The organism is Salmonella sp. 5800, assembly GCF_046558195.1.
In the GTDB taxonomy this organism is placed as follows: Bacteria; Pseudomonadota; Gammaproteobacteria; order Enterobacterales; family Enterobacteriaceae; genus Salmonella; species Salmonella enterica.
The window spans coordinates 249,645-266,914 of the sequence record NZ_JBGDOX010000003.1; the positions used below are offsets into that span (position 1 = coordinate 249,645).

Here is a 17,270-nt window from a genome sequence, read left to right on the forward strand (position 1 = left end):
AAACGATGCCGGATGGCGCTATGCTTATCCGGCCTGTTTTCCCCGGGTCGCAGCCTCTTTTTTGAATCCCATCACAATCACCACATTCCCCTTTTCCCTTTTACCTCGCGACGGCTACAGTAGTAACTCATCCGACCACATAACAATAATTTTACATACTGGATACGCTTATGAGCTACCCATCGCTGTTCGCCCCGCTCGATCTGGGCTTTACTACTCTCAGAAACCGCGTGCTGATGGGATCGATGCACACGGGTCTGGAAGAACATCCTGATGGCGCCGAGCGCCTGGCGGCATTTTATGCCGAGCGCGCGCGACACGGCGTAGCGTTAATCGTCACCGGCGGTATTGCGCCCGTTCCCTCCGGGGTCGTGATGACCGGCGGCGCGATGCTGAACGATGCCAGCCAGTTAACGCCTCACCGCGTGGTGACCGATGCCGTACATGCGGAAGGCGGTAAAATCGCGCTGCAAATTCTGCACACCGGACGTTACAGCTATCAGCCGCACCTGGTCGCGCCGTCGGCAATTCAGGCGCCAATCAACCGCTTTATGCCGCATGAACTGACGCATGATGAAATCTTGCAGTTAATCGACGACTTCGCGCATTGCGCGCAACTGGCGCGGGAAGCAGGCTACGACGGCGTAGAGGTGATGGGATCAGAGGGCTATCTGATTAATGAATTTCTCACGCGGCGAACTAACCATCGCGATGACGAATGGGGCGGCGACTATGCCAGCCGTATGCGCTTCGCGGTTGAGGTAGTACGCGCGGTACGCCAGCGGGTAGGGAACGACTTTATTATTATCTATCGCCTGTCGATGCTCGATCTGGTGGAAAATGGCGGCACGTTCGACGAAACGGTACAACTGGCGCAAGCCATTGAAGCCGCAGGCGCAAGCCTAATTAATACCGGCATTGGCTGGCATGAGGCGCGAATCCCGACCATCGCCACGCCAGTACCGCGTGGCGCCTTTAGCTGGGTGACGCGGAAACTCAAAGGTCATGTGTCGGTTCCGCTGATCGCGACCAATCGCATTAACGATCCGCAGGTCGCCGAGACGATCCTGACGCGCGGCGATGCCGATATGGTGTCGATGGCGCGTCCCTTCCTTGCCGATGCCGAATTCCTGACTAAAGCGCAATCCGGACGCGCAGATGAGATCAACACCTGTATCGGCTGTAATCAGGCCTGTCTGGATCGGATCTTCATCGGCAAAGTGACCTCCTGTCTGGTGAACCCACGCGCCTGTCACGAAACCCACATGCCGATAGCGCCGGCCATACGCAAAAAGAATCTGGCCGTTGTCGGCGCAGGCCCGGCGGGGCTGGCTTTCGCAATTAACGCCGCGTCGCGCGGCCATCATGTCACGCTGTTTGACGCCCAGAGTGAAATTGGCGGTCAGTTTACTATCGCCAGGCAGATCCCGGGTAAAGAGGAGTTTTACGAAACGCTGCGCTACTACCGTCGAATGATCGATGTTACTGGCGTTACGCTGAAACTGAACCAACGGGTGAACGCAGAGGATCTTCAGCCCTTTGACGAAGCGATCCTCGCCTGCGGAATAGTACCGCGACGCCCGCCGATAGACGGTATTGATCATCCAAAGGCATTGACCTACCTGGAGGTATTGCGCGATAAGGCGCCGGTTGGTAAACGAGTGGCGATCATCGGCTGCGGCGGGATCGGTTTTGACACGGCCATGTATCTGAGCCAGCACGGCGAATCCACCAGCCAAAATATTGCTGAATTTTGTACGGAATGGGGAATTGATACCAGCCTGCAACAGGCAGGCGGTCTGCGCCCGGAAGGCCCACGCCTGGCACGTAGTCCACGGCAAATCGTCATGCTGCAACGCAAAGCCAGCAAGCCGGGCGAAGGGTTAGGTAAAACCACCGGCTGGATCCATCGCGCGACGTTACTGGCGCGCGGCGTGAAGATGATCCCGGCGGTCAGTTACCAGAAGATCGACGACGACGGATTACATCTCTTGATCGGCGGCGAACCGCAGTTGCTGGAAGTGGATCATGTGGTGATCTGCGCCGGACAAGAACCCCGCCGCGAGCTGGCGGACCCGTTACGCGCCGCAGGTAAAACGGTACATCTTATCGGCGGATGCGATGTCGCGATGGAGCTGGATGCCCGACGGGCGATTGCCCAGGGCACCCGACTGGCGCTGGATATTTAACGACTTTGCCTGATGGCGCTGCGCTTATCGGGCTTACGCCGTCATACCGGTTTTATAGGCCGGTATGACGCTTGAGCGCCTTATCGACGACGTCCCTGCTTCACCGCTTTCAAAATAACAAACTTATTGTTGGTTGCTATCGTCGCGCAATTACCGAAAATCTTCTTCAGCTTGTGGAAATAGTCCAGATGGCGGTTCGCCACAATATACAGTTCGCCGTTGATTTTCAGGCAGCGGCGGGCATGATGGAACATCTCCCAGGCGATATTATCCGTCAGCGCATGTTTCTGGTGGAACGGCGGGTTGCAGAACACAGCGTTAAAACGGAACGGCTCCACGCCGGAGAGCGCGTTGTTGATCATAAATTCGCAGCGTTCGAACGCTTCCGGCAGGTTCGTTTCTACATTCAAACGGCTGGAATCTACCGCCATCGGCGATTCATCGACAAATACCACGTTCGCCTGCGGATTTTTCGCCAGTAAGCTCAGGCCAATCACCCCATTGCCGCAGCCGAGATCGACAATCTCCCCGTCGAGGTTTTCCGGCAAATGCTGCATAAAGAAGCGCGCGCCGATATCCAATCCGGTACGAGAAAACACATTCGCGTGGTTGTGAATCGTCCAGCCTGTATCTTCCAGTTTCCAGCTTAGCGTTTGCGGCGCGTCGGCCAGTTGCGGATGACTGAAGGTACAGTTAATCAGGCGCGCTTTCTTCCACGCCAGCGTCGTCGTGGTTGGGCCCAGCACTTTTTCAAACAGTTCCAGCGTAGAGGTATGAATATCTCGCGCTTTCGCGCCGGCGATAATACGCGTTTGCGCCGTAACGACCTTACGTAAAGCGCGTAACTGCTGTTCCAGCAACGCCAGCGTTTTCGGTACCTTAATCAATACCACGCCCGGCGCCTGCGGGTAGTCAGCGGTACTGTCGAGAAACGTTACGCTGGACTCCGCGATGCCGTTATGGCGTAAATTCTCTCGCGTACCCAGTTCGCTTAAATACGAATCGCCAATACTGTATGGCGAATGCTCCGCCAGCGCACAGCTTAGCGCGCCAAACGTATCATTCAGGATCAGCACCGGGCCGCGAATTTCCGTCTCATCCAACTGTTGCAGCAGATACTCATCGGCCGCCTCCCACGCCAGAAGCGGGTTAACATCATCCGTTTGCGGAAAACGTTTCAGCGTCAGTGAACGGAAACCGTCGTCTACGTGGCTCATTAGGCCTCCTGAATGGTAAAATTGCGGCGTTATCCCTGAAAAGGGTGCGTGAGTATACACTTTTTATCAGCAACATGGAGCTTTGATGACCTCACTAACTTACCTTCAGGGGTATCCGGAACATCTCCTTGCCCAGGTGCGCGCCTTAATCGCCGAGCAGCGCCTGGGAGCGGTGCTGGAAAAACGTTATCCCGGCGCGCATGATTACGCCACTGACAAAGCGCTATATCACTATACTCAGGAACTGAAAAGTCAGTTTCTGCGCAATGCGCCGCCCATCAATAAAGTGATGTATGACAGCAAGATCCATGTGCTGAAAAATGCGCTGGGACTGCATACCGCTGTCTCGCGCGTTCAGGGCGGCAAGCTCAAGGCAAAGGCGGAGATCCGCGTCGCTACCGTGTTTCGCAACGCTCCGGAGCCATTCTTACGGATGATTGTGGTTCACGAGCTGGCGCACCTGAAAGAGAAAGATCATAACAAAGCGTTTTATCAGCTCTGCTGCCATATGGAACCGCAGTACCATCAACTGGAGTTTGATACGCGACTGTGGCTGACGCATCAGGCGCTGTCGGCACAATAAATTCTGAAAATGCCCCTTCCCCCGTATCTTTTTAACGGCGTGGGCATAAAATCGGCGCGTTCGCATTTCGCTCATTGCCTGCCGCCACGTCAAGGATGACGATCTGTAGAGGGTATTTTTTATCCACCGCCAACGGAACCGCGCAACAACCATGCTCTCACAATGTGCCCGTTTTATCCGCCGCCTCTGTTTTACACGCCGGGCGTTAACAGTGGCGTGCTTTCTGCTTGTCGCAGCAGGCGTCGCGCTTTTCTATTCCAACTGGCTTATCGTCAACGCCTCACAGCATCTGACATGGAATGACATTCAGACCGTTCCCGCCCGCAACGTCGGGCTGGTGTTAGGCGCGAAACCCGGCAATCGGTATTTTACCCGGCGGATTAATACTGCCGCCGCGTTGTATCACGCCGGTAAAGTGAAGTGGCTGTTAGTCAGCGGCGATAATGGCAAAAAAGAGTACGATGAACCTTCGGCGATGCAGCAGGCGCTGATAGCGAAAGGTGTGCCGGAAGCGGCCATTTTTTGTGATTATGCCGGATTCTCCACGCTGGACTCCGTAGTTCGCGCCCGGAAAGTGTTTGGCGAAAGCCGCATTACGATTATCTCGCAAGCATTCCATAATCAACGGGCGATCTGGCTGGCGCAACAATATGGCATTGACGCTATCGGCGTTAACGCGCCGGATCTAAATAAAAGGCACGGAACCTACACACGACTTCGGGAAAAGCTGGCGCGGGTTAGCGCGGTGCTGGATGCCAAAATTTTGCACCGTCAGCCTAAATATCTGGGCGCTGGCGTCACTATTGGGGCTGATAGCGCACACGGGTGCCCTTCTCGCCAGTAAAATGCCAGAGTGCGTCGCAGCGCACTGGCAAGGGCGGAAAGGCGTGCTACATTGACGAAAAATCCCTTTCTGGAGTCCGCTGACGTTTATGATACGTTTCGCTGTAATTGGGACTAACTGGATCACGCGCCAGTTTGTCGACGCCGCCCATGAAACCGGCAAATTCAGGCTCGCCGCCGTTTACTCCCGTAGTCTTGAACAGGCGCAGTCTTTCGCAAATGATTATCCCGTCGAGCATCTGTTTACCTCGCTGGAAGCGATGGCGCAAAGCGACGCGATTGAGGCGGTTTATATCGCCAGCCCGAATTCCCTGCATTTCTCCCAGACGCAGCGCTTTTTGCAGCATAAAAAACATGTCATGTGCGAAAAGCCGCTGGCTTCTAACCTGGCGGAGGTTGATGCCGCTATCGCCTGCGCGCGCGATAATCAGCGGGTACTGTTTGAAGCCTTTAAAACCGCCTGCCTGCCCAATTTCCTGCTGCTGCGGGAATCGTTGCCGAAAATCGGCAGAATGCATAAAGCATTCCTAAATTACTGCCAGTACTCTTCACGTTATCAGCGCTATCTGAACGGTGAAAATCCGAATACATTTAATCCGGCCTTCTCCAATGGTTCGATTATGGATATCGGGTATTACTGTCTGGCGTCGGCGATCGCGCTATGGGGCGAACCGCGCAGCGTTCAGGCGTCGGCGAATTTATTGGAAAGCGGAGTAGATGCGCACGGCGTCGTGGTTATGGATTACGGCGATTTTAGCGTCACGCTACAGCATTCCAAAGTCAGCGACTCGGTACTGGCCAGTGAAATTCAGGGCGAGAGGGGATCGCTGGTCATTGAAAAGCTGTCGGAATGCCAGAAAGTGTGTTTTGCGCCGCGCGGCGCGCTGATGCAGGATCTGACCCAGCCTCAGCATATTAATACCATGCTGTATGAAGCCGGGGCGTTTGCCCAGCTTATTGAAAACCACGCCGTGGAACATCCGGGGTTGTCGCTAAGTCGCGCCACGGCAAAATGGCTGACAGAAATACGCCGTCAAACCGGGGTCATCTTCCCGGCGGACGATCTGACCCATCCCCTTACTGCGTAAAATTAAGTAAATCATATGTTACAGGTCATTGACTCTACGCGTGGCCTGTCATACTTTGTTACGCGCAAAGGGGAGTAACTTCATTGCCGGTCGATCGTCATTACGATGTGTGCAAAACCACATCCGGTCACCGGGCAGCCATAAAGGAATGCGTCAGCGTATTCCTTTATTGTTGTAAGTGAGACCTTGCCGAATGGCAAGGTCTATGCATAAAAGCAGCGGCTAATGCCATTCGGCGTTAGCCGTTTTTTTTTGCATGGGGAGAAATAATGAATACTGTTGGTACGCCATTATTATGGGGTGGATTCGCGGTTGTTGTGGTGATAATGCTATCCATCGACCTGTTGTTGCAGGGACGCCGTGGCGCACATGCTATGTCGATGAAACAAGCGGCAGGATGGTCAATCCTGTGGGTAACGCTCTCGCTACTGTTTAACGCCGCTTTCTGGTGGTATCTGGCTGAAACGCAAGGGCGCGAAGTTGCTGACCCGCAGGCATTAGCGTTCCTTACCGGCTATCTGATTGAAAAGTCGCTGGCCGTAGATAACGTCTTTGTCTGGCTGATGCTGTTTAGCTATTTCTCCGTCCCTCCGGCTCTGCAACGCCGGGTGCTGGTGTATGGGGTTCTTGGCGCGATCGTGTTGCGTACTATCATGATTTTCGCCGGTACCTGGCTTATCACTCAGTTCGAATGGCTGCTGTATGTGTTCGGTGCCTTCCTGCTGTTTACCGGCGTAAAAATGGCGCTGGCGAAGGAAGACGAATCCGGCATTGGCGAAAAACCGATGGTGCGTTGGCTGCGCGGGCATCTGCGCATGACCGATACGATCGAGAACGAGCACTTTTTCGTACGTAAAAACGGCCTGCTGTATGCCACGCCGCTGCTGCTGGTGCTGATTATGGTTGAGTTCAGCGATGTGATCTTCGCCGTTGACAGTATTCCGGCGATCTTTGCGGTCACCACCGACCCGTTCATCGTACTGACCTCTAACCTGTTTGCCATCTTAGGACTGCGCGCGATGTACTTCCTGCTGTCCGGCGTGGCGGAACGCTTCTCGATGCTGAAATATGGTCTGGCGGTCATTCTGGTCTTTATCGGCATTAAGATGCTGATCGTCGACTTCTACCATATTCCTATCGCGATTTCGCTGGGCGTAGTGTTTGGCATTCTGACCATTACGCTGGTGATTAACGCCTGGGTTAACCATCAGCGCGATAAGAAACTACGAGCGCAATAATCTTTTATCGGGGTAAACCTGCCCCGTCAAAAACGCCCGGCAGCGCACACCTGTCGGGCGTTTTTGTTTAACATGTCACAATGTTGTTAATATAAAGTTATAAAACATGATCACAGCAAAAAATCCAGGATATTTCGCTTCCCGAACCTTCAACTTTCCTTATACTCAACCAGGCAAACACTTTGTTACATCCTGAAAGATGCGCCGTAAGAGCGTGCAGGAGATGACCAGCAACACAATACAAGGAACATGAAATGGCTACGCAACGAGCATCAGGGCTACTGCAGCGTTTAGCGCAAGGCAGTCTGGTTAAACAAATTTTAGTGGGTCTGGTACTGGGGATTTTACTGGCATGGATTTCTAAGCCTGCGGCAGAAGCGGTTGGTTTGCTTGGCACCCTGTTCGTCGGCGCCTTAAAAGCGGTCGCCCCCGTTCTGGTGCTGATGCTGGTAATGGCCTCGATCGCCAACCACCAGCACGGCCAAAAAACCAATATTCGCCCTATTCTCTTTCTTTACCTGCTAGGCACCTTTTCAGCCGCGCTGGCGGCCGTTGTGTTCAGCTTCGCCTTCCCTTCAACCCTGCATCTGTCCAGTAGCGCCCAAGATATCGTGCCGCCGTCCGGCATTGTAGAAGTCCTGCGCGGTCTGCTGATGAGCATGGTGTCGAACCCCATCGACGCGCTGCTGAACGCTAACTATATCGGGATTCTGGTGTGGGCCGTCGGTCTGGGATTTGCCCTGCGTCATGGCAATGAAACCACCAAAAACCTCGTGAACGATATGTCTAACGCCGTGACCTTTATGGTGAAACTGGTGATCCGTTTCGCGCCAGTCGGTATTTTTGGTCTGGTTTCATCAACGCTTGCAACCACCGGCTTCTCCACCCTGTGGGGTTATGCGCACCTGCTGGTCGTCTTGATTGGCTGTATGCTGCTGGTCGCGCTGGTGGTCAACCCGCTGTTGGTATTCTGGAAAATTCGTCGCAACCCTTATCCGCTGGTGTTCGCCTGCCTGCGTGAAAGCGGCGTTTATGCCTTCTTTACCCGCAGCTCTGCCGCCAATATTCCAGTAAATATGGCGCTGTGCGAAAAGCTGAATCTGGACAGGGATACTTACTCCGTTTCCATTCCGCTGGGTGCCACTATCAATATGGCCGGCGCGGCAATTACCATTACGGTTCTGACGTTGGCGGCAGTCCATACGTTAGGCGTCCCGGTGGATCTGCCTACAGCGCTGCTGCTGAGCGTGGTGGCCTCGCTGTGTGCTTGCGGCGCCTCCGGCGTGGCAGGCGGTTCATTGCTGCTGATCCCGCTGGCGTGCAACATGTTTGGCATCCCGAACGATATCGCGATGCAGGTAGTAGCGGTCGGCTTTATTATCGGCGTATTGCAGGATTCGTGTGAAACGGCGCTGAACTCATCTACCGATGTTCTGTTCACTGCGGCAGCCTGCCAGGCAGAGGACGAACGTCTGGCGAATAACGCCTTGCGTAGCTAAGTGATTATTGATGCCGGATGGCGTATGCCATCCGGCGTAACGATAGATCTGAATCTCCCAATCCATAGGCTGTGACGGAAAGCGAATTGATGTTCACGCGCGACATCCTCGCGTAACGTTATATGTAGATGGCGTCTGCCGCGGCGCTCGGTCAGCGTACAGTATAAAGTGTCAGCCTGTGTAAATCCTCTCGCCACCCTCCTTTGCGATAAGCAAAATCAAAGCTCAACGACGCGTAATTTCTATAACGGACTTCGTTGACCTTTGTTACAATTAGATGCATTTTGAATTTTTGTGTGTTAGTGCTTGCTTACTTCACAACTTAACAAGGAATAGTTCAGGCCGCGAATTTGCCGTTTCCGCAACGCTGATAAAAACTCCAACTCTGTTGCGGCAGTGCAAACCTCAGATCACCGGCGTGACGTTAACCGATTCTCCAGGAATACTGAATGGAACTACTGACTCAATTGCTGAATGCCCTGTGGGCTCAGGACTTTGAAACACTGGCCAATCCTTCCATGATTGGCATGTTATATTTTGTGTTATTTATGATTTTGTTTCTGGAAAATGGGCTGCTCCCTGCCGCCTTTTTGCCTGGCGACAGCCTGTTGATCCTGGTCGGCGTGCTGATCGCCAAAGGCGCGATGGGTTATCCACAAACCATTTTGCTGCTTACCGTCGCGGCCAGCCTGGGTTGCTGGGTCAGCTATATTCAGGGCCGCTGGCTGGGGAATACCCGCACCGTGCAAAACTGGCTCTCTCATCTCCCCGCACATTATCATCAACGCGCCCATCACCTTTTCCATAAACACGGCCTGTCGGCACTATTGATAGGCCGTTTTATCGCGTTTGTCAGAACGCTGCTGCCCACCATTGCCGGCATATCCGGTCTGAATAACGCGCGCTTTCAGTTCTTCAACTGGATGAGCGGCTTGTTGTGGGTGCTTATCCTGACGTCGCTGGGCTATCTGCTGGGCAAAACGCCCGTCTTTATGAAGTATGAAGATCAGTTAATGTCATGCCTGATGCTGCTGCCCGTGGTGCTGCTCTTTTTTGGCCTGGCGGGTTCACTGGTCATGCTGTGGAAAAAGAAGTATGGGAGCCGGGGATAACTTATGCTTAAACCACGCATAACTGCCCGACAACTCATTTGGATCAGCGCTTTTCTACTGATGCTGACCATACTCATGATGACGTGGTCAACGCTGCGTCAGCAAGAGTCGACGCTGGCCATTCGCGCGGTTAACCAGGGCGCCAGTATGCCAGACGGCTTCTCAGTTCTGCATCATCTGGATGCGAACGGCATTCATTTTAAAAGCATTACGCCTAAAAATGACATGTTGCTCATTACCTTCGATTCCCCTGCGCAAAGCGCCGCAGCAAAAACAGTGCTTGATCAAACGTTACCACACGGTTATGTCGTCGCTCAGCAGGACGATGACAACGAAACGGTACAGTGGCTGTCCCGCTTACGGGAAAGCTCACACCGCTTTGGCTAACCTCCAGGAATCCGAATCATATCACTCACTTTGGTGATTTCATTGTTTAATGACTATGATTAATAAAGCGGTGTTTAACCCACCGCGTTATTATCGGGATCACCGCCCCGGACAACGGGTCCGAACATAAGGGAAAGTTCAGGAATGAAATACCGCATCGCTTTGGCTATCACGCTTTTTACACTTAGCGCCGGTAGCTACGCTAATTCGCTTTGTCAGGAAAAAGAGCAGGATATACAAAAGGAAATTAGCTACGCTGAAAAGCACAACAATCAGCGCCGTATTGAGGGTCTGAACAAGGCGCTCAGCGAAGTACGCGCCAATTGTACTGACAGCAAGCTGCGCGCCGAGCATCAGAAAAAGGTCGCTGAACAAAAAGAAGAGGTAGCCGAACGCCAACGTGATTTAGCCGAGGCAAAAGCAAAAGGCGATGCGGATAAAATAGACAAACGTGAACGTAAGCTGGCCGAGGCTCAGGATGAGCTAAAAAAACTTGAGGCCAGAGACTACTAAATTAACGCCGAATGTAAATACTCACTCACCTGGAGAAAACTATGTCGAAAGATAACACTACGGAACATCTGCGCGCTGAGTTGAAATCCCTGACCGATACGCTTGAAGAAGTGCTGAGCTCTTCGGGCGAAAAGTCGAAAGAAGAGTTGAGTAAGATTCGTAGCAAAGCCGAGCGCGCGCTGAAAGAGAGCCGTTACCGCCTGGGCGAAACGGGTGATGTGATTGCCAAACAGACTCGCGTCGCCGCCGCCCGCGCCGATGATTATGTGCGCGAAAATCCCTGGACAGGCGTAGGCATTGGCGCCGCTGTCGGTCTGGTGTTGGGCGTACTGCTGACGCGTCGTTAATTATGGCGGACTCTCGACAGGCACAAGGACCAGGCAAAAGCGTACTGGGTATCGGGCAGCGGATTGTCACCATTATCGTTGAGATGGTGGAAACCCGGCTGCGACTGGCGGTAGTAGAACTGGAAGAAGAGAAAGCGAACCTCTTTCAGCTTTTGCTGATGGTAGGTCTTACCATGCTCTTCGCGGCGTTTGGCTTAATGAGCCTGATGGTTCTGGTCATCTGGGCTATCGATCCTCAGTACCGTTTGAACGCGATGATCGCTACCACTGTTGTGCTGTTAGTGCTTGCGCTAATCGGCGGCATCTGGACTTTGCGCAAAGCGCGTCAGTCCACGCTATTGCGCCATACGCGGCACGAACTGGCTAACGATCGGCAAATTCTGGAGGACGATCAGTCGTGAGCAGCAAAGGCGAACGCGAAAAACGTAAAGCGCTGCTTCTCAGTCAGATCCAGCAGCAACGGCTGGATCTGTCCGCCAGCCGTCGCGACTGGCTGGAGACCACCGGCGCGTACGATCGCGGCTGGAATACGGTGTTAAGCCTGCGCTCCTGGGCGCTGGTCGGTAGCAGCGTAATGGCCATCTGGACCATCCGTCATCCTAATATGTTGGTACGCTGGGCGAAACGCGGCCTGGGTATCTGGAGCGCCTGGCGCCTGGTAAAAACTACCCTCCGTCAACAACAGCTCCGCGGTTAATATCTTTTCTTTTATAGCATCGCGCCATCAGGTTATCGCCCGATTACACCTGGTGGCGCGATACTTTTATGCATATCGTCCCTTTATCAATTACTCAAATTTTTTGAAAAAATTTGGCAATTTTCCTTGCTAACAATTCCTGTACGCCACGTTTATGATTCTCTCCAGCGATAACAATGACGCGCTAAACCGCGCCATTGCTCATGAAAATAGCAGCAGCAGCCGAATCGGCCTCCTGGAGAATAAAATGAAAAAATTAGAAGATGTTGGTGTACTGATAGCGCGTATTTTAATGCCAGTTCTGTTTATTACCGCAGGATGGGGAAAAATTAGCGGCTATGCGGGCACACAGCAGTATATGGAAGCGATGGGCGTACCAGGATTCCTGCTGCCGCTCACCATACTGCTTGAGTTCGGCGGCGGTCTGGCGATTCTGCTGGGGTTCCTCACCCGCACCACTGCGCTTTTCACCGCTGGTTTTACGTTGCTGACGGCATTGATCTTCCATAGCAATTTTGCAGAAGGTGTAAACTCGCTGATGTTTATGAAAAACCTGACCATTGCCGGCGGATTCTTATTACTGGCGTTAACCGGGCCTGGCGCGTTCAGCCTTGACCGTCTGCTGAATAAAAAGTGGTAAGCAATCTATACTCAATTAAAAAAGCGAGGGAATAGCGCCTCGCTTTTGTCATCTGAAGGAGAGAGACATGGGACAACTGATCGATGGCGTCTGGCACGACACCTGGTATGACACCAAATCTTCCGGGGGGAAATTTCAGCGTTCAGCGTCGGCTTTCCGCAACTGGCTTACCGCTGACGGCACGCCCGGACCTTCCGGCGAAGGCGGATTCGCCGCAGAAAAAGATCGTTACCATCTGTACGTTTCCCTTGCCTGCCCCTGGGCGCATCGCACGCTCATTTTCCGTAAACTGAAAGGTCTGGAGCCGTTTATTCCGGTTTCCGTCGTGAATCCATTGATGCTGGAAAACGGCTGGACGTTTGATGATACTTTTCCGGCGGCCACCGGCGATACCCTCTATCAGCATGAATTTCTCTACCAGTTGTATCTGCACGCCGATCCACACTACAGCGGCCGTGTCACCGTACCGGTCTTATGGGATAAAAAAAATCATACTATCGTCAGCAACGAGTCCGCCGAAATCATTCGTATGTTTAACTCCGCCTTCGATGGGCTGGGCGCTAAAGCCGGGGATTACTATCCCCCCGCGCTGCAAAGCAAAATTGACGAGTTAAACGGCTGGATTTATGACAACGTTAATAACGGCGTTTATAAAGCAGGCTTCGCCACCAGCCAGCAAGCGTATGATGAAGCGGTAGAAAAGGTATTTACTGCGCTGGCGCGCCTGGAGCAGATTCTCGGACAGCACCGCTATCTGACGGGCGACCAGTTGACCGAGGCGGATATCCGCTTATGGACGACCCTGGTACGCTTTGATCCGGTTTACGTGACTCATTTCAAATGCGACAAATACCGAATCAGCGACTACCTGAATCTGTACGGTTTCCTGCGCGATATCTATCAAATACCGGGCATTGCTGAAACCGTTAATCTTGACCATATTCGTCACCACTATTTCCGTAGCCATAAAACGATTAACCCCACGGGTATCATTTCCATCGGACCGTGGCAGGATCTGCTCGAACCTCACGGGCGCGACGTGCGCTTTGGCTAATTTCAGGCGTCCTCCGGGACGCCTTATTAATAAATACCACAAATATTTACCAGCATTTCATTCGCGGCTATTCTTAGTTTGATTACTTTAAAAACAAGTGATTGAACCATTATTGAGGCGAAAATGGATTGGTATTTAAAGGTTTTAAAAAATTATCTGGGATTTGGCGGCCGCGCGCGACGCAAAGAGTACTGGATGTTTATTCTGGTCAATATCATCTTTACCTTTGTGTTGGGCCTGCTGGACGCCATGCTTGGCTGGCAACGCGCCGGGGGTGAAGGCGTTCTGACCACCATTTACGGCGTTCTGATCTTTTTACCGTGGTGGGCCGTGCAGTTCCGTCGTCTGCATGACACTGACCGCTCCGCATGGTGGCTACTGTTGCTACTTATCCCCATTATCGGCTGGCTTATCATCATCGCGTTCAACTGCCAGAATGGTACGCCGGGCGACAACCGCTTCGGCCCCGATCCGAAACGTTTTTCCTGATGGCGGCGCGGCGCCGCTTTTAAAGCGCCGCGCGCTATTTATTTTCCGGAGAATAGCTTAGGTATTTCCCGCAGGCACCAGGCTTTTGCCTCCCCCATACTGTCGCGCCGCCAGGCCATAATAATATCGATTTCGCTGGTCGATTCCGGGCTGACTACGCGTAGCCGCCCTTCGGCAATATCCTGTTCCACCATCGAATATGGCATCGTCGCGACGCCAAGCCCGGCCAGCAGCGCCTGACGTTTATCTTCAATCGTGCTTACCGTCAGACGTGGCTGCTTATCCAGCAGTTGCACCGTTAATACCGGCCGCTCGCGCGCGGTATCCGCTACCGCTACGCCGCGGTATTTAACCCGCGTCACTTCCGAAAGCGGCTCCGGCTCCTGATGAATAGGGTGGTCAGGCGCGGCGACATACACATTCATTAACGTATACAACTTACGGGAGTTAATTTCCGACGACGATCGAAAATGCATATCCGGGGCGATAACGATATCCGCCCGTCCCTGCTCAAGCCGCTCCCATGCGCCAGCCAGTACTTCGGTAATCAATGAAAGCTGCGTATTGGCTTTAGCGGCCAGCCGGTCGATCAGCGGAAAAAAAGCAGGCGTCGGTACCAGAGCTTCAGTGACCAGCGTCAGATGCGTTTCCCAACCGCGGGCCAACGCTTCAGCATCCGTCGTTAACTTGTCTGCCGCTTCCAGCAATACCCGCCCGCGTTCCAGCAGCATACGTCCGACGTTGGTGAATTTTGTACGATGGCCGGAGCGATCGAACAGTACAACGTCCAACTCTTCTTCCAGCTTCTGCATGGTGTAACTCAGCGCGGAGGGCACCCGCCCCAACTCATCAGCCGCTGCGGCAAAACTGCCCCGGCGGTCAATGGCGTCCATCACACGCAATGCTTCAAGCGTCAGCGCTCTCTCTTTAGCCATAACGTTCTCATTCAGGAAATTTGAACATACCGGGCAGAATATCTGGCTAACAATGCAGCGTCCAGCCCCTTAACATAAAAGGAAGTAAAGAGAGGTTAATAACGATGATTACGACCCGAACCGCCAAACAATGTGGACAGGCAGACTACGGATGGCTACAGGCCCGCTATACCTTCTCCTTTGGACACTATTTCGACCCTACACTGCTGGGCTACGCGTCGTTGCGCGTACTGAACCAGGAAGTGCTGGCGCCGGGCGCCTCTTTTCAGCCTCGAACTTATCCAAAGGTGGATATTTTAAACCTGATTCTGGACGGCGAAGCGGAATACCGCGACAGCGACGGCAACCATGTACAGGCTAAAGCGGGCGAAGCGTTACTGCTCGCCGCGCAGCCGGGCATTAGCTACAGCGAACATAATATCAGCAAAGTTAAGCCGTTAACCCGAATGCAACTGTGGCTTGACGCCTGTCCTGAACGGGAAAACACGCTGGTACAAAAAATCCCACTCCTGGCGGCGCAACAACAGCTTCTTGCCTCGCCCGACGGTGAGCAAAACAGCTTACAACTGCGCCAACAGGTCTGGGTACATCATATTACGCTGGAGAAAGGCGAATCGCTTAATTTCCAGCTTCACGGGCCGCGCGCCTATTTGCAATCGATTCACGGTACGTTCCACGCGATGACGCACAACGAAGAACGCGAGGCGTTAACCTGCGGAGATGGCGCATTTATTCGTGATGAACCTAACATTACGCTGGTTGCCGATACGCCGCTGCGCGCATTACTGGTAGATTTACCGGTGTAGCCAGCCAGAAAAGGAGTCGCAAGATGAGCAAAAAATCGGCGAAGAAACGTCAGCCTGTGGTAAAACCTGCCGTACAGGAGGCGATGAGCGCCGCTGTGCCGCTGGGCTATGAAGAGATGCTAACCGAACTGGAAGCCATCGTGGCGGACGCCGAAGCCCGGCTGGCAGAAGAAGAGGCCGCAGCCTGAAATCATGCCGGATGGCGGCGCAAGCGCCCGATCCGGCTGATAACGGGTAGACCCGATAAGCGCAGCGCCATCGGGCAACACGCTGCCCCGACGTCATGCCGGGGCGTTATTATTAATGCGCTTTACTGGCCATAATCTCGATGATCTGCTTGTCTGTCTGCTGCATTGAGCGACACGCCAGCGAACACAAATTCGCAATAGATTGTTCGACATTGTGCGCCACAATCCCTTCGTTTCCGGTCACCGCCGTATCATCCAACGCCATCAGTACGGCTTTCCACGCCGCCGACGCGCTGGTAGAGACTTTCATCGCGCAGCTATTCGACGCGCCATCGCAAATCATCCCGCTGACATCACCAATCATACTGCTGATAGCCATTGCGATAGTGTCGTAACGACCATCTATCAGCCACGCCATACCCGCTGCCGCGCCCATCGCCGCCGTAGTTGCCGCGCACAGCGCCGACAAACGCGGAAGCTGATGGTGAATATAGATAGCGCTCAAATGCGATAACATTAGCGCGCGCGCCAGGCGCTCGTCATCGGCGCCGACATGTTCAGCAACCACCATGACTGGCACCGTGGCGGTAATCCCCTGGTTGCCGGAGCCGGAGTTGCTCATCGCGGGCAACGTGGCGCCGCCCATTCTGGCGTCTGACGCCGCGCTGGTACGGATCAAAATCGCCGTGGAGAGATCTTTCGCCAGCAGACCGCGATCGCACTGTTTGGCCAGCGTCGAACCGATATGCAGCCCCCAGGAACCACGCAGTCCCTCCTGCGACAACGCGCCATTTAGCCTGGCCGCATCGAGAATAAAGCGAATAGCGTCAAAGGGCACCGCATTCACAAACGCCAGGATCTCTTCCAGCGAGGTATGAGACAGCACTCCCAGTGGCGAGGTTTTTTCTTCTTCCTGCGCATTATCGGCCTGGGTAAATACCACGCCCTTGTCGGTTTCTATCCGCACAATATTTGTATGATCGCCGACGATCGTGACACATGCCCAGCTATCGCCGCTATACACTTTCGCCCGTGAAAACAGGATATCGTTACATGGCTCCTGCAACATCACTGTGACATGTCCGGCGGCCAGCATCGCTTTTGCATCGGCAACGGCTTTAGCGGAAGCGTCTTTTAGCACCTCCAACCCGGCTTTCGCATCACCGCCCAACGCGCCCAGCGCCGCGGCGATCGGTAACCCTACCATTCCCGTTCCTGGAACGGTAACGCCCATACCATTTTTCATCAGATTAGGCGAAACCCACGCGTCAATGCGTTCAACTGTGCCGTCAAGTTCAGCCGCCGCCGCCGCTGCCGCCAGCGCCAGTGAAATTGGCTCAGTACACCCCAGCGCCGGTTTTACTTCTTCCTGTACGGCCAGGATAAAACTTTGCCACAATGGATTTATTTTAGATTCAAACATAACAACAACCTTAATCTCAGGT

General features: G+C 53.6%; 20 protein-coding genes. 17 read left to right on the forward strand and 3 right to left on the reverse strand.

All coding sequences use genetic code 11. The features are described 5' to 3' along the window. Positions 1 to 170 precede the first annotated feature (170 nt). Positions 171 to 2,189 carry an NADPH-dependent 2,4-dienoyl-CoA reductase gene (locus ACLJZ5_RS08485; protein ID WP_024797472.1) on the forward strand — a complete coding sequence of 673 codons (2,019 nt, stop codon included), beginning with the start codon at positions 171 to 173 and terminating at the stop codon, positions 2,187 to 2,189. A gap of 80 nt (positions 2,190 to 2,269) precedes the next feature. Here ACLJZ5_RS08485 and rlmG read toward each other — a convergent pair whose 3' ends face one another. After that, positions 2,270 to 3,406 carry a 23S rRNA (guanine(1835)-N(2))-methyltransferase RlmG gene (gene rlmG / locus ACLJZ5_RS08490; protein WP_000019989.1) on the reverse strand — a complete coding sequence of 379 codons (1,137 nt, stop codon included), beginning with the start codon at positions 3,404 to 3,406 and terminating at the stop codon, positions 2,270 to 2,272. Positions 3,407 to 3,491: 85 nt separating this feature from the next. Here rlmG and ACLJZ5_RS08495 point away from each other — a divergent pair, with 85 nt between their 5' ends. The 14 genes from ACLJZ5_RS08495 (at position 3,492) to ACLJZ5_RS08560 (ending at position 13,896) form a co-directional block, all read left to right on the forward strand. Beyond that, positions 3,492 to 3,989 carry a M48 family metallopeptidase gene (locus ACLJZ5_RS08495; protein WP_000202966.1) on the forward strand — a complete coding sequence of 166 codons (498 nt, stop codon included), beginning with the start codon at positions 3,492 to 3,494 and terminating at the stop codon, positions 3,987 to 3,989. A gap of 151 nt (positions 3,990 to 4,140) precedes the next feature. Next, positions 4,141 to 4,833, forward strand: coding sequence for a vancomycin high temperature exclusion protein (locus ACLJZ5_RS08500; protein ID WP_000951045.1), 693 nt, complete (start codon positions 4,141 to 4,143; stop codon positions 4,831 to 4,833). 88 nt (positions 4,834 to 4,921) lie between these two features. Then, positions 4,922 to 5,920 (forward strand): Gfo/Idh/MocA family protein, encoded by a 999-nt coding sequence (locus tag ACLJZ5_RS08505; protein ID WP_000617682.1) that lies wholly within the window; start codon positions 4,922 to 4,924, stop codon positions 5,918 to 5,920. A gap of 269 nt (positions 5,921 to 6,189) precedes the next feature. Then, positions 6,190 to 7,158: a TerC family protein gene (locus ACLJZ5_RS08510; protein WP_001098833.1), complete on the forward strand. Its 969-nt coding sequence runs from the start codon at positions 6,190 to 6,192 to the stop codon at positions 7,156 to 7,158. Between the two features lie 254 nt (positions 7,159 to 7,412). Beyond that, positions 7,413 to 8,657 (forward strand): serine/threonine transporter SstT, encoded by a 1,245-nt coding sequence (gene sstT, locus ACLJZ5_RS08515; RefSeq protein ID WP_000235363.1) that lies wholly within the window; start codon positions 7,413 to 7,415, stop codon positions 8,655 to 8,657. A 449-nt stretch (positions 8,658 to 9,106) separates the two neighbouring features. Next, positions 9,107 to 9,769 (forward strand): DedA family general envelope maintenance protein YqjA, encoded by a 663-nt coding sequence (yqjA, locus tag ACLJZ5_RS08520; RefSeq protein WP_000422143.1) that lies wholly within the window; start codon positions 9,107 to 9,109, stop codon positions 9,767 to 9,769. Positions 9,770 to 9,772: 3 nt separating this feature from the next. Beyond that, positions 9,773 to 10,156: an EnvZ/OmpR regulon moderator MzrA gene (mzrA, locus tag ACLJZ5_RS08525; RefSeq protein ID WP_000917516.1), complete on the forward strand. Its 384-nt coding sequence runs from the start codon at positions 9,773 to 9,775 to the stop codon at positions 10,154 to 10,156. A gap of 144 nt (positions 10,157 to 10,300) precedes the next feature. After that, positions 10,301 to 10,669 carry a DUF1090 domain-containing protein gene (locus ACLJZ5_RS08530; protein WP_000877300.1) on the forward strand — a complete coding sequence of 123 codons (369 nt, stop codon included), beginning with the start codon at positions 10,301 to 10,303 and terminating at the stop codon, positions 10,667 to 10,669. Between the two features lie 41 nt (positions 10,670 to 10,710). Then, positions 10,711 to 11,016, forward strand: coding sequence for a YqjD family protein (locus ACLJZ5_RS08535; RefSeq protein WP_000031219.1), 306 nt, complete (start codon positions 10,711 to 10,713; stop codon positions 11,014 to 11,016). 2 nt (positions 11,017 to 11,018) lie between these two features. Next, positions 11,019 to 11,417 carry a phage holin family protein gene (locus ACLJZ5_RS08540; RefSeq protein ID WP_000785626.1) on the forward strand — a complete coding sequence of 133 codons (399 nt, stop codon included), beginning with the start codon at positions 11,019 to 11,021 and terminating at the stop codon, positions 11,415 to 11,417. Further along, on the forward strand, positions 11,414 to 11,713 hold the full coding sequence (locus tag ACLJZ5_RS08545) for a YqjK-like family protein (RefSeq protein WP_000095496.1): 300 nt from the start codon (positions 11,414 to 11,416) through the stop codon (positions 11,711 to 11,713). The genes ACLJZ5_RS08540 and ACLJZ5_RS08545 overlap by 4 nt, the downstream gene beginning before the upstream one ends. A 247-nt stretch (positions 11,714 to 11,960) precedes the next feature. Then, positions 11,961 to 12,353, forward strand: a complete 393-nt coding sequence (locus ACLJZ5_RS08550; RefSeq protein ID WP_001592732.1) for a DoxX family protein — start codon at positions 11,961 to 11,963, stop codon at positions 12,351 to 12,353. A gap of 67 nt (positions 12,354 to 12,420) precedes the next feature. Next, on the forward strand, positions 12,421 to 13,407 hold the full coding sequence (locus ACLJZ5_RS08555; RefSeq protein ID WP_000531169.1) for a glutathione S-transferase family protein: 987 nt from the start codon (positions 12,421 to 12,423) through the stop codon (positions 13,405 to 13,407). A gap of 123 nt (positions 13,408 to 13,530) precedes the next feature. Continuing rightward, on the forward strand, positions 13,531 to 13,896 hold the full coding sequence (locus ACLJZ5_RS08560; protein WP_000384139.1) for a DUF805 domain-containing protein: 366 nt from the start codon (positions 13,531 to 13,533) through the stop codon (positions 13,894 to 13,896). Positions 13,897 to 13,934: 38 nt separating this feature from the next. Here the strand turns inward: ACLJZ5_RS08560 and yhaJ are convergent, their stop codons facing one another. Then, positions 13,935 to 14,831: a DNA-binding transcriptional regulator YhaJ gene (gene yhaJ, locus ACLJZ5_RS08565; protein ID WP_023226579.1), complete on the reverse strand. Its 897-nt coding sequence runs from the start codon at positions 14,829 to 14,831 to the stop codon at positions 13,935 to 13,937. 104 nt (positions 14,832 to 14,935) lie between these two features. Between yhaJ and ACLJZ5_RS08570 the strand changes: the two genes are divergently transcribed. Together ACLJZ5_RS08570 and ACLJZ5_RS08575 are read left to right on the forward strand one after the other, a co-directional pair. Continuing rightward, the gene (locus ACLJZ5_RS08570) at positions 14,936 to 15,637 is read left to right on the forward strand and encodes a pirin family protein (RefSeq protein ID WP_000633547.1); all 702 of its coding nucleotides are present in this window, start codon (positions 14,936 to 14,938) and stop codon (positions 15,635 to 15,637) included. A gap of 23 nt (positions 15,638 to 15,660) precedes the next feature. Next, positions 15,661 to 15,825: a hypothetical protein gene (locus ACLJZ5_RS08575; protein WP_000039324.1), complete on the forward strand. Its 165-nt coding sequence runs from the start codon at positions 15,661 to 15,663 to the stop codon at positions 15,823 to 15,825. A gap of 112 nt (positions 15,826 to 15,937) precedes the next feature. Here ACLJZ5_RS08575 and ACLJZ5_RS08580 read toward each other — a convergent pair whose 3' ends face one another. Then, positions 15,938 to 17,248, reverse strand: a complete 1,311-nt coding sequence (locus ACLJZ5_RS08580; protein WP_023232316.1) for a serine dehydratase subunit alpha family protein — start codon at positions 17,246 to 17,248, stop codon at positions 15,938 to 15,940. Positions 17,249 to 17,270: the final 22 nt, after the last annotated feature.

Excerpts from the sequence above, each read along its gene's own strand:
- ACLJZ5_RS08485 (WP_024797472.1), top strand. The coding sequence starts at position 171 with ATGAGCTACCCATCGCTGTTCGCCCCGCTCGATCTGGGCTTTACTACT.
- rlmG (WP_000019989.1), bottom strand. The coding sequence starts at position 3,406 with ATGAGCCACGTAGACGACGGTTTCCGTTCACTGACGCTGAAACGTTTT.
- ACLJZ5_RS08495 (WP_000202966.1), top strand. The coding sequence starts at position 3,492 with ATGACCTCACTAACTTACCTTCAGGGGTATCCGGAACATCTCCTTGCC.
- ACLJZ5_RS08500 (WP_000951045.1), top strand. The coding sequence starts at position 4,141 with ATGCTCTCACAATGTGCCCGTTTTATCCGCCGCCTCTGTTTTACACGC.
- ACLJZ5_RS08505 (WP_000617682.1), top strand. The coding sequence starts at position 4,922 with ATGATACGTTTCGCTGTAATTGGGACTAACTGGATCACGCGCCAGTTT.
- ACLJZ5_RS08510 (WP_001098833.1), top strand. The coding sequence starts at position 6,190 with ATGAATACTGTTGGTACGCCATTATTATGGGGTGGATTCGCGGTTGTT.
- sstT (WP_000235363.1), top strand. The coding sequence starts at position 7,413 with ATGGCTACGCAACGAGCATCAGGGCTACTGCAGCGTTTAGCGCAAGGC.
- yqjA (WP_000422143.1), top strand. The coding sequence starts at position 9,107 with ATGGAACTACTGACTCAATTGCTGAATGCCCTGTGGGCTCAGGACTTT.
- mzrA (WP_000917516.1), top strand. The coding sequence starts at position 9,773 with ATGCTTAAACCACGCATAACTGCCCGACAACTCATTTGGATCAGCGCT.
- ACLJZ5_RS08530 (WP_000877300.1), top strand. The coding sequence starts at position 10,301 with ATGAAATACCGCATCGCTTTGGCTATCACGCTTTTTACACTTAGCGCC.
- ACLJZ5_RS08535 (WP_000031219.1), top strand. The coding sequence starts at position 10,711 with ATGTCGAAAGATAACACTACGGAACATCTGCGCGCTGAGTTGAAATCC.
- ACLJZ5_RS08540 (WP_000785626.1), top strand. The coding sequence starts at position 11,019 with ATGGCGGACTCTCGACAGGCACAAGGACCAGGCAAAAGCGTACTGGGT.
- ACLJZ5_RS08550 (WP_001592732.1), top strand. The coding sequence starts at position 11,961 with ATGAAAAAATTAGAAGATGTTGGTGTACTGATAGCGCGTATTTTAATG.
- ACLJZ5_RS08555 (WP_000531169.1), top strand. The coding sequence starts at position 12,421 with ATGGGACAACTGATCGATGGCGTCTGGCACGACACCTGGTATGACACC.
- ACLJZ5_RS08560 (WP_000384139.1), top strand. The coding sequence starts at position 13,531 with ATGGATTGGTATTTAAAGGTTTTAAAAAATTATCTGGGATTTGGCGGC.
- yhaJ (WP_023226579.1), bottom strand. The coding sequence starts at position 14,831 with ATGGCTAAAGAGAGAGCGCTGACGCTTGAAGCATTGCGTGTGATGGAC.
- ACLJZ5_RS08570 (WP_000633547.1), top strand. The coding sequence starts at position 14,936 with ATGATTACGACCCGAACCGCCAAACAATGTGGACAGGCAGACTACGGA.
- ACLJZ5_RS08575 (WP_000039324.1), top strand. The coding sequence starts at position 15,661 with ATGAGCAAAAAATCGGCGAAGAAACGTCAGCCTGTGGTAAAACCTGCC.
- ACLJZ5_RS08580 (WP_023232316.1), bottom strand. The coding sequence starts at position 17,248 with ATGTTTGAATCTAAAATAAATCCATTGTGGCAAAGTTTTATCCTGGCC.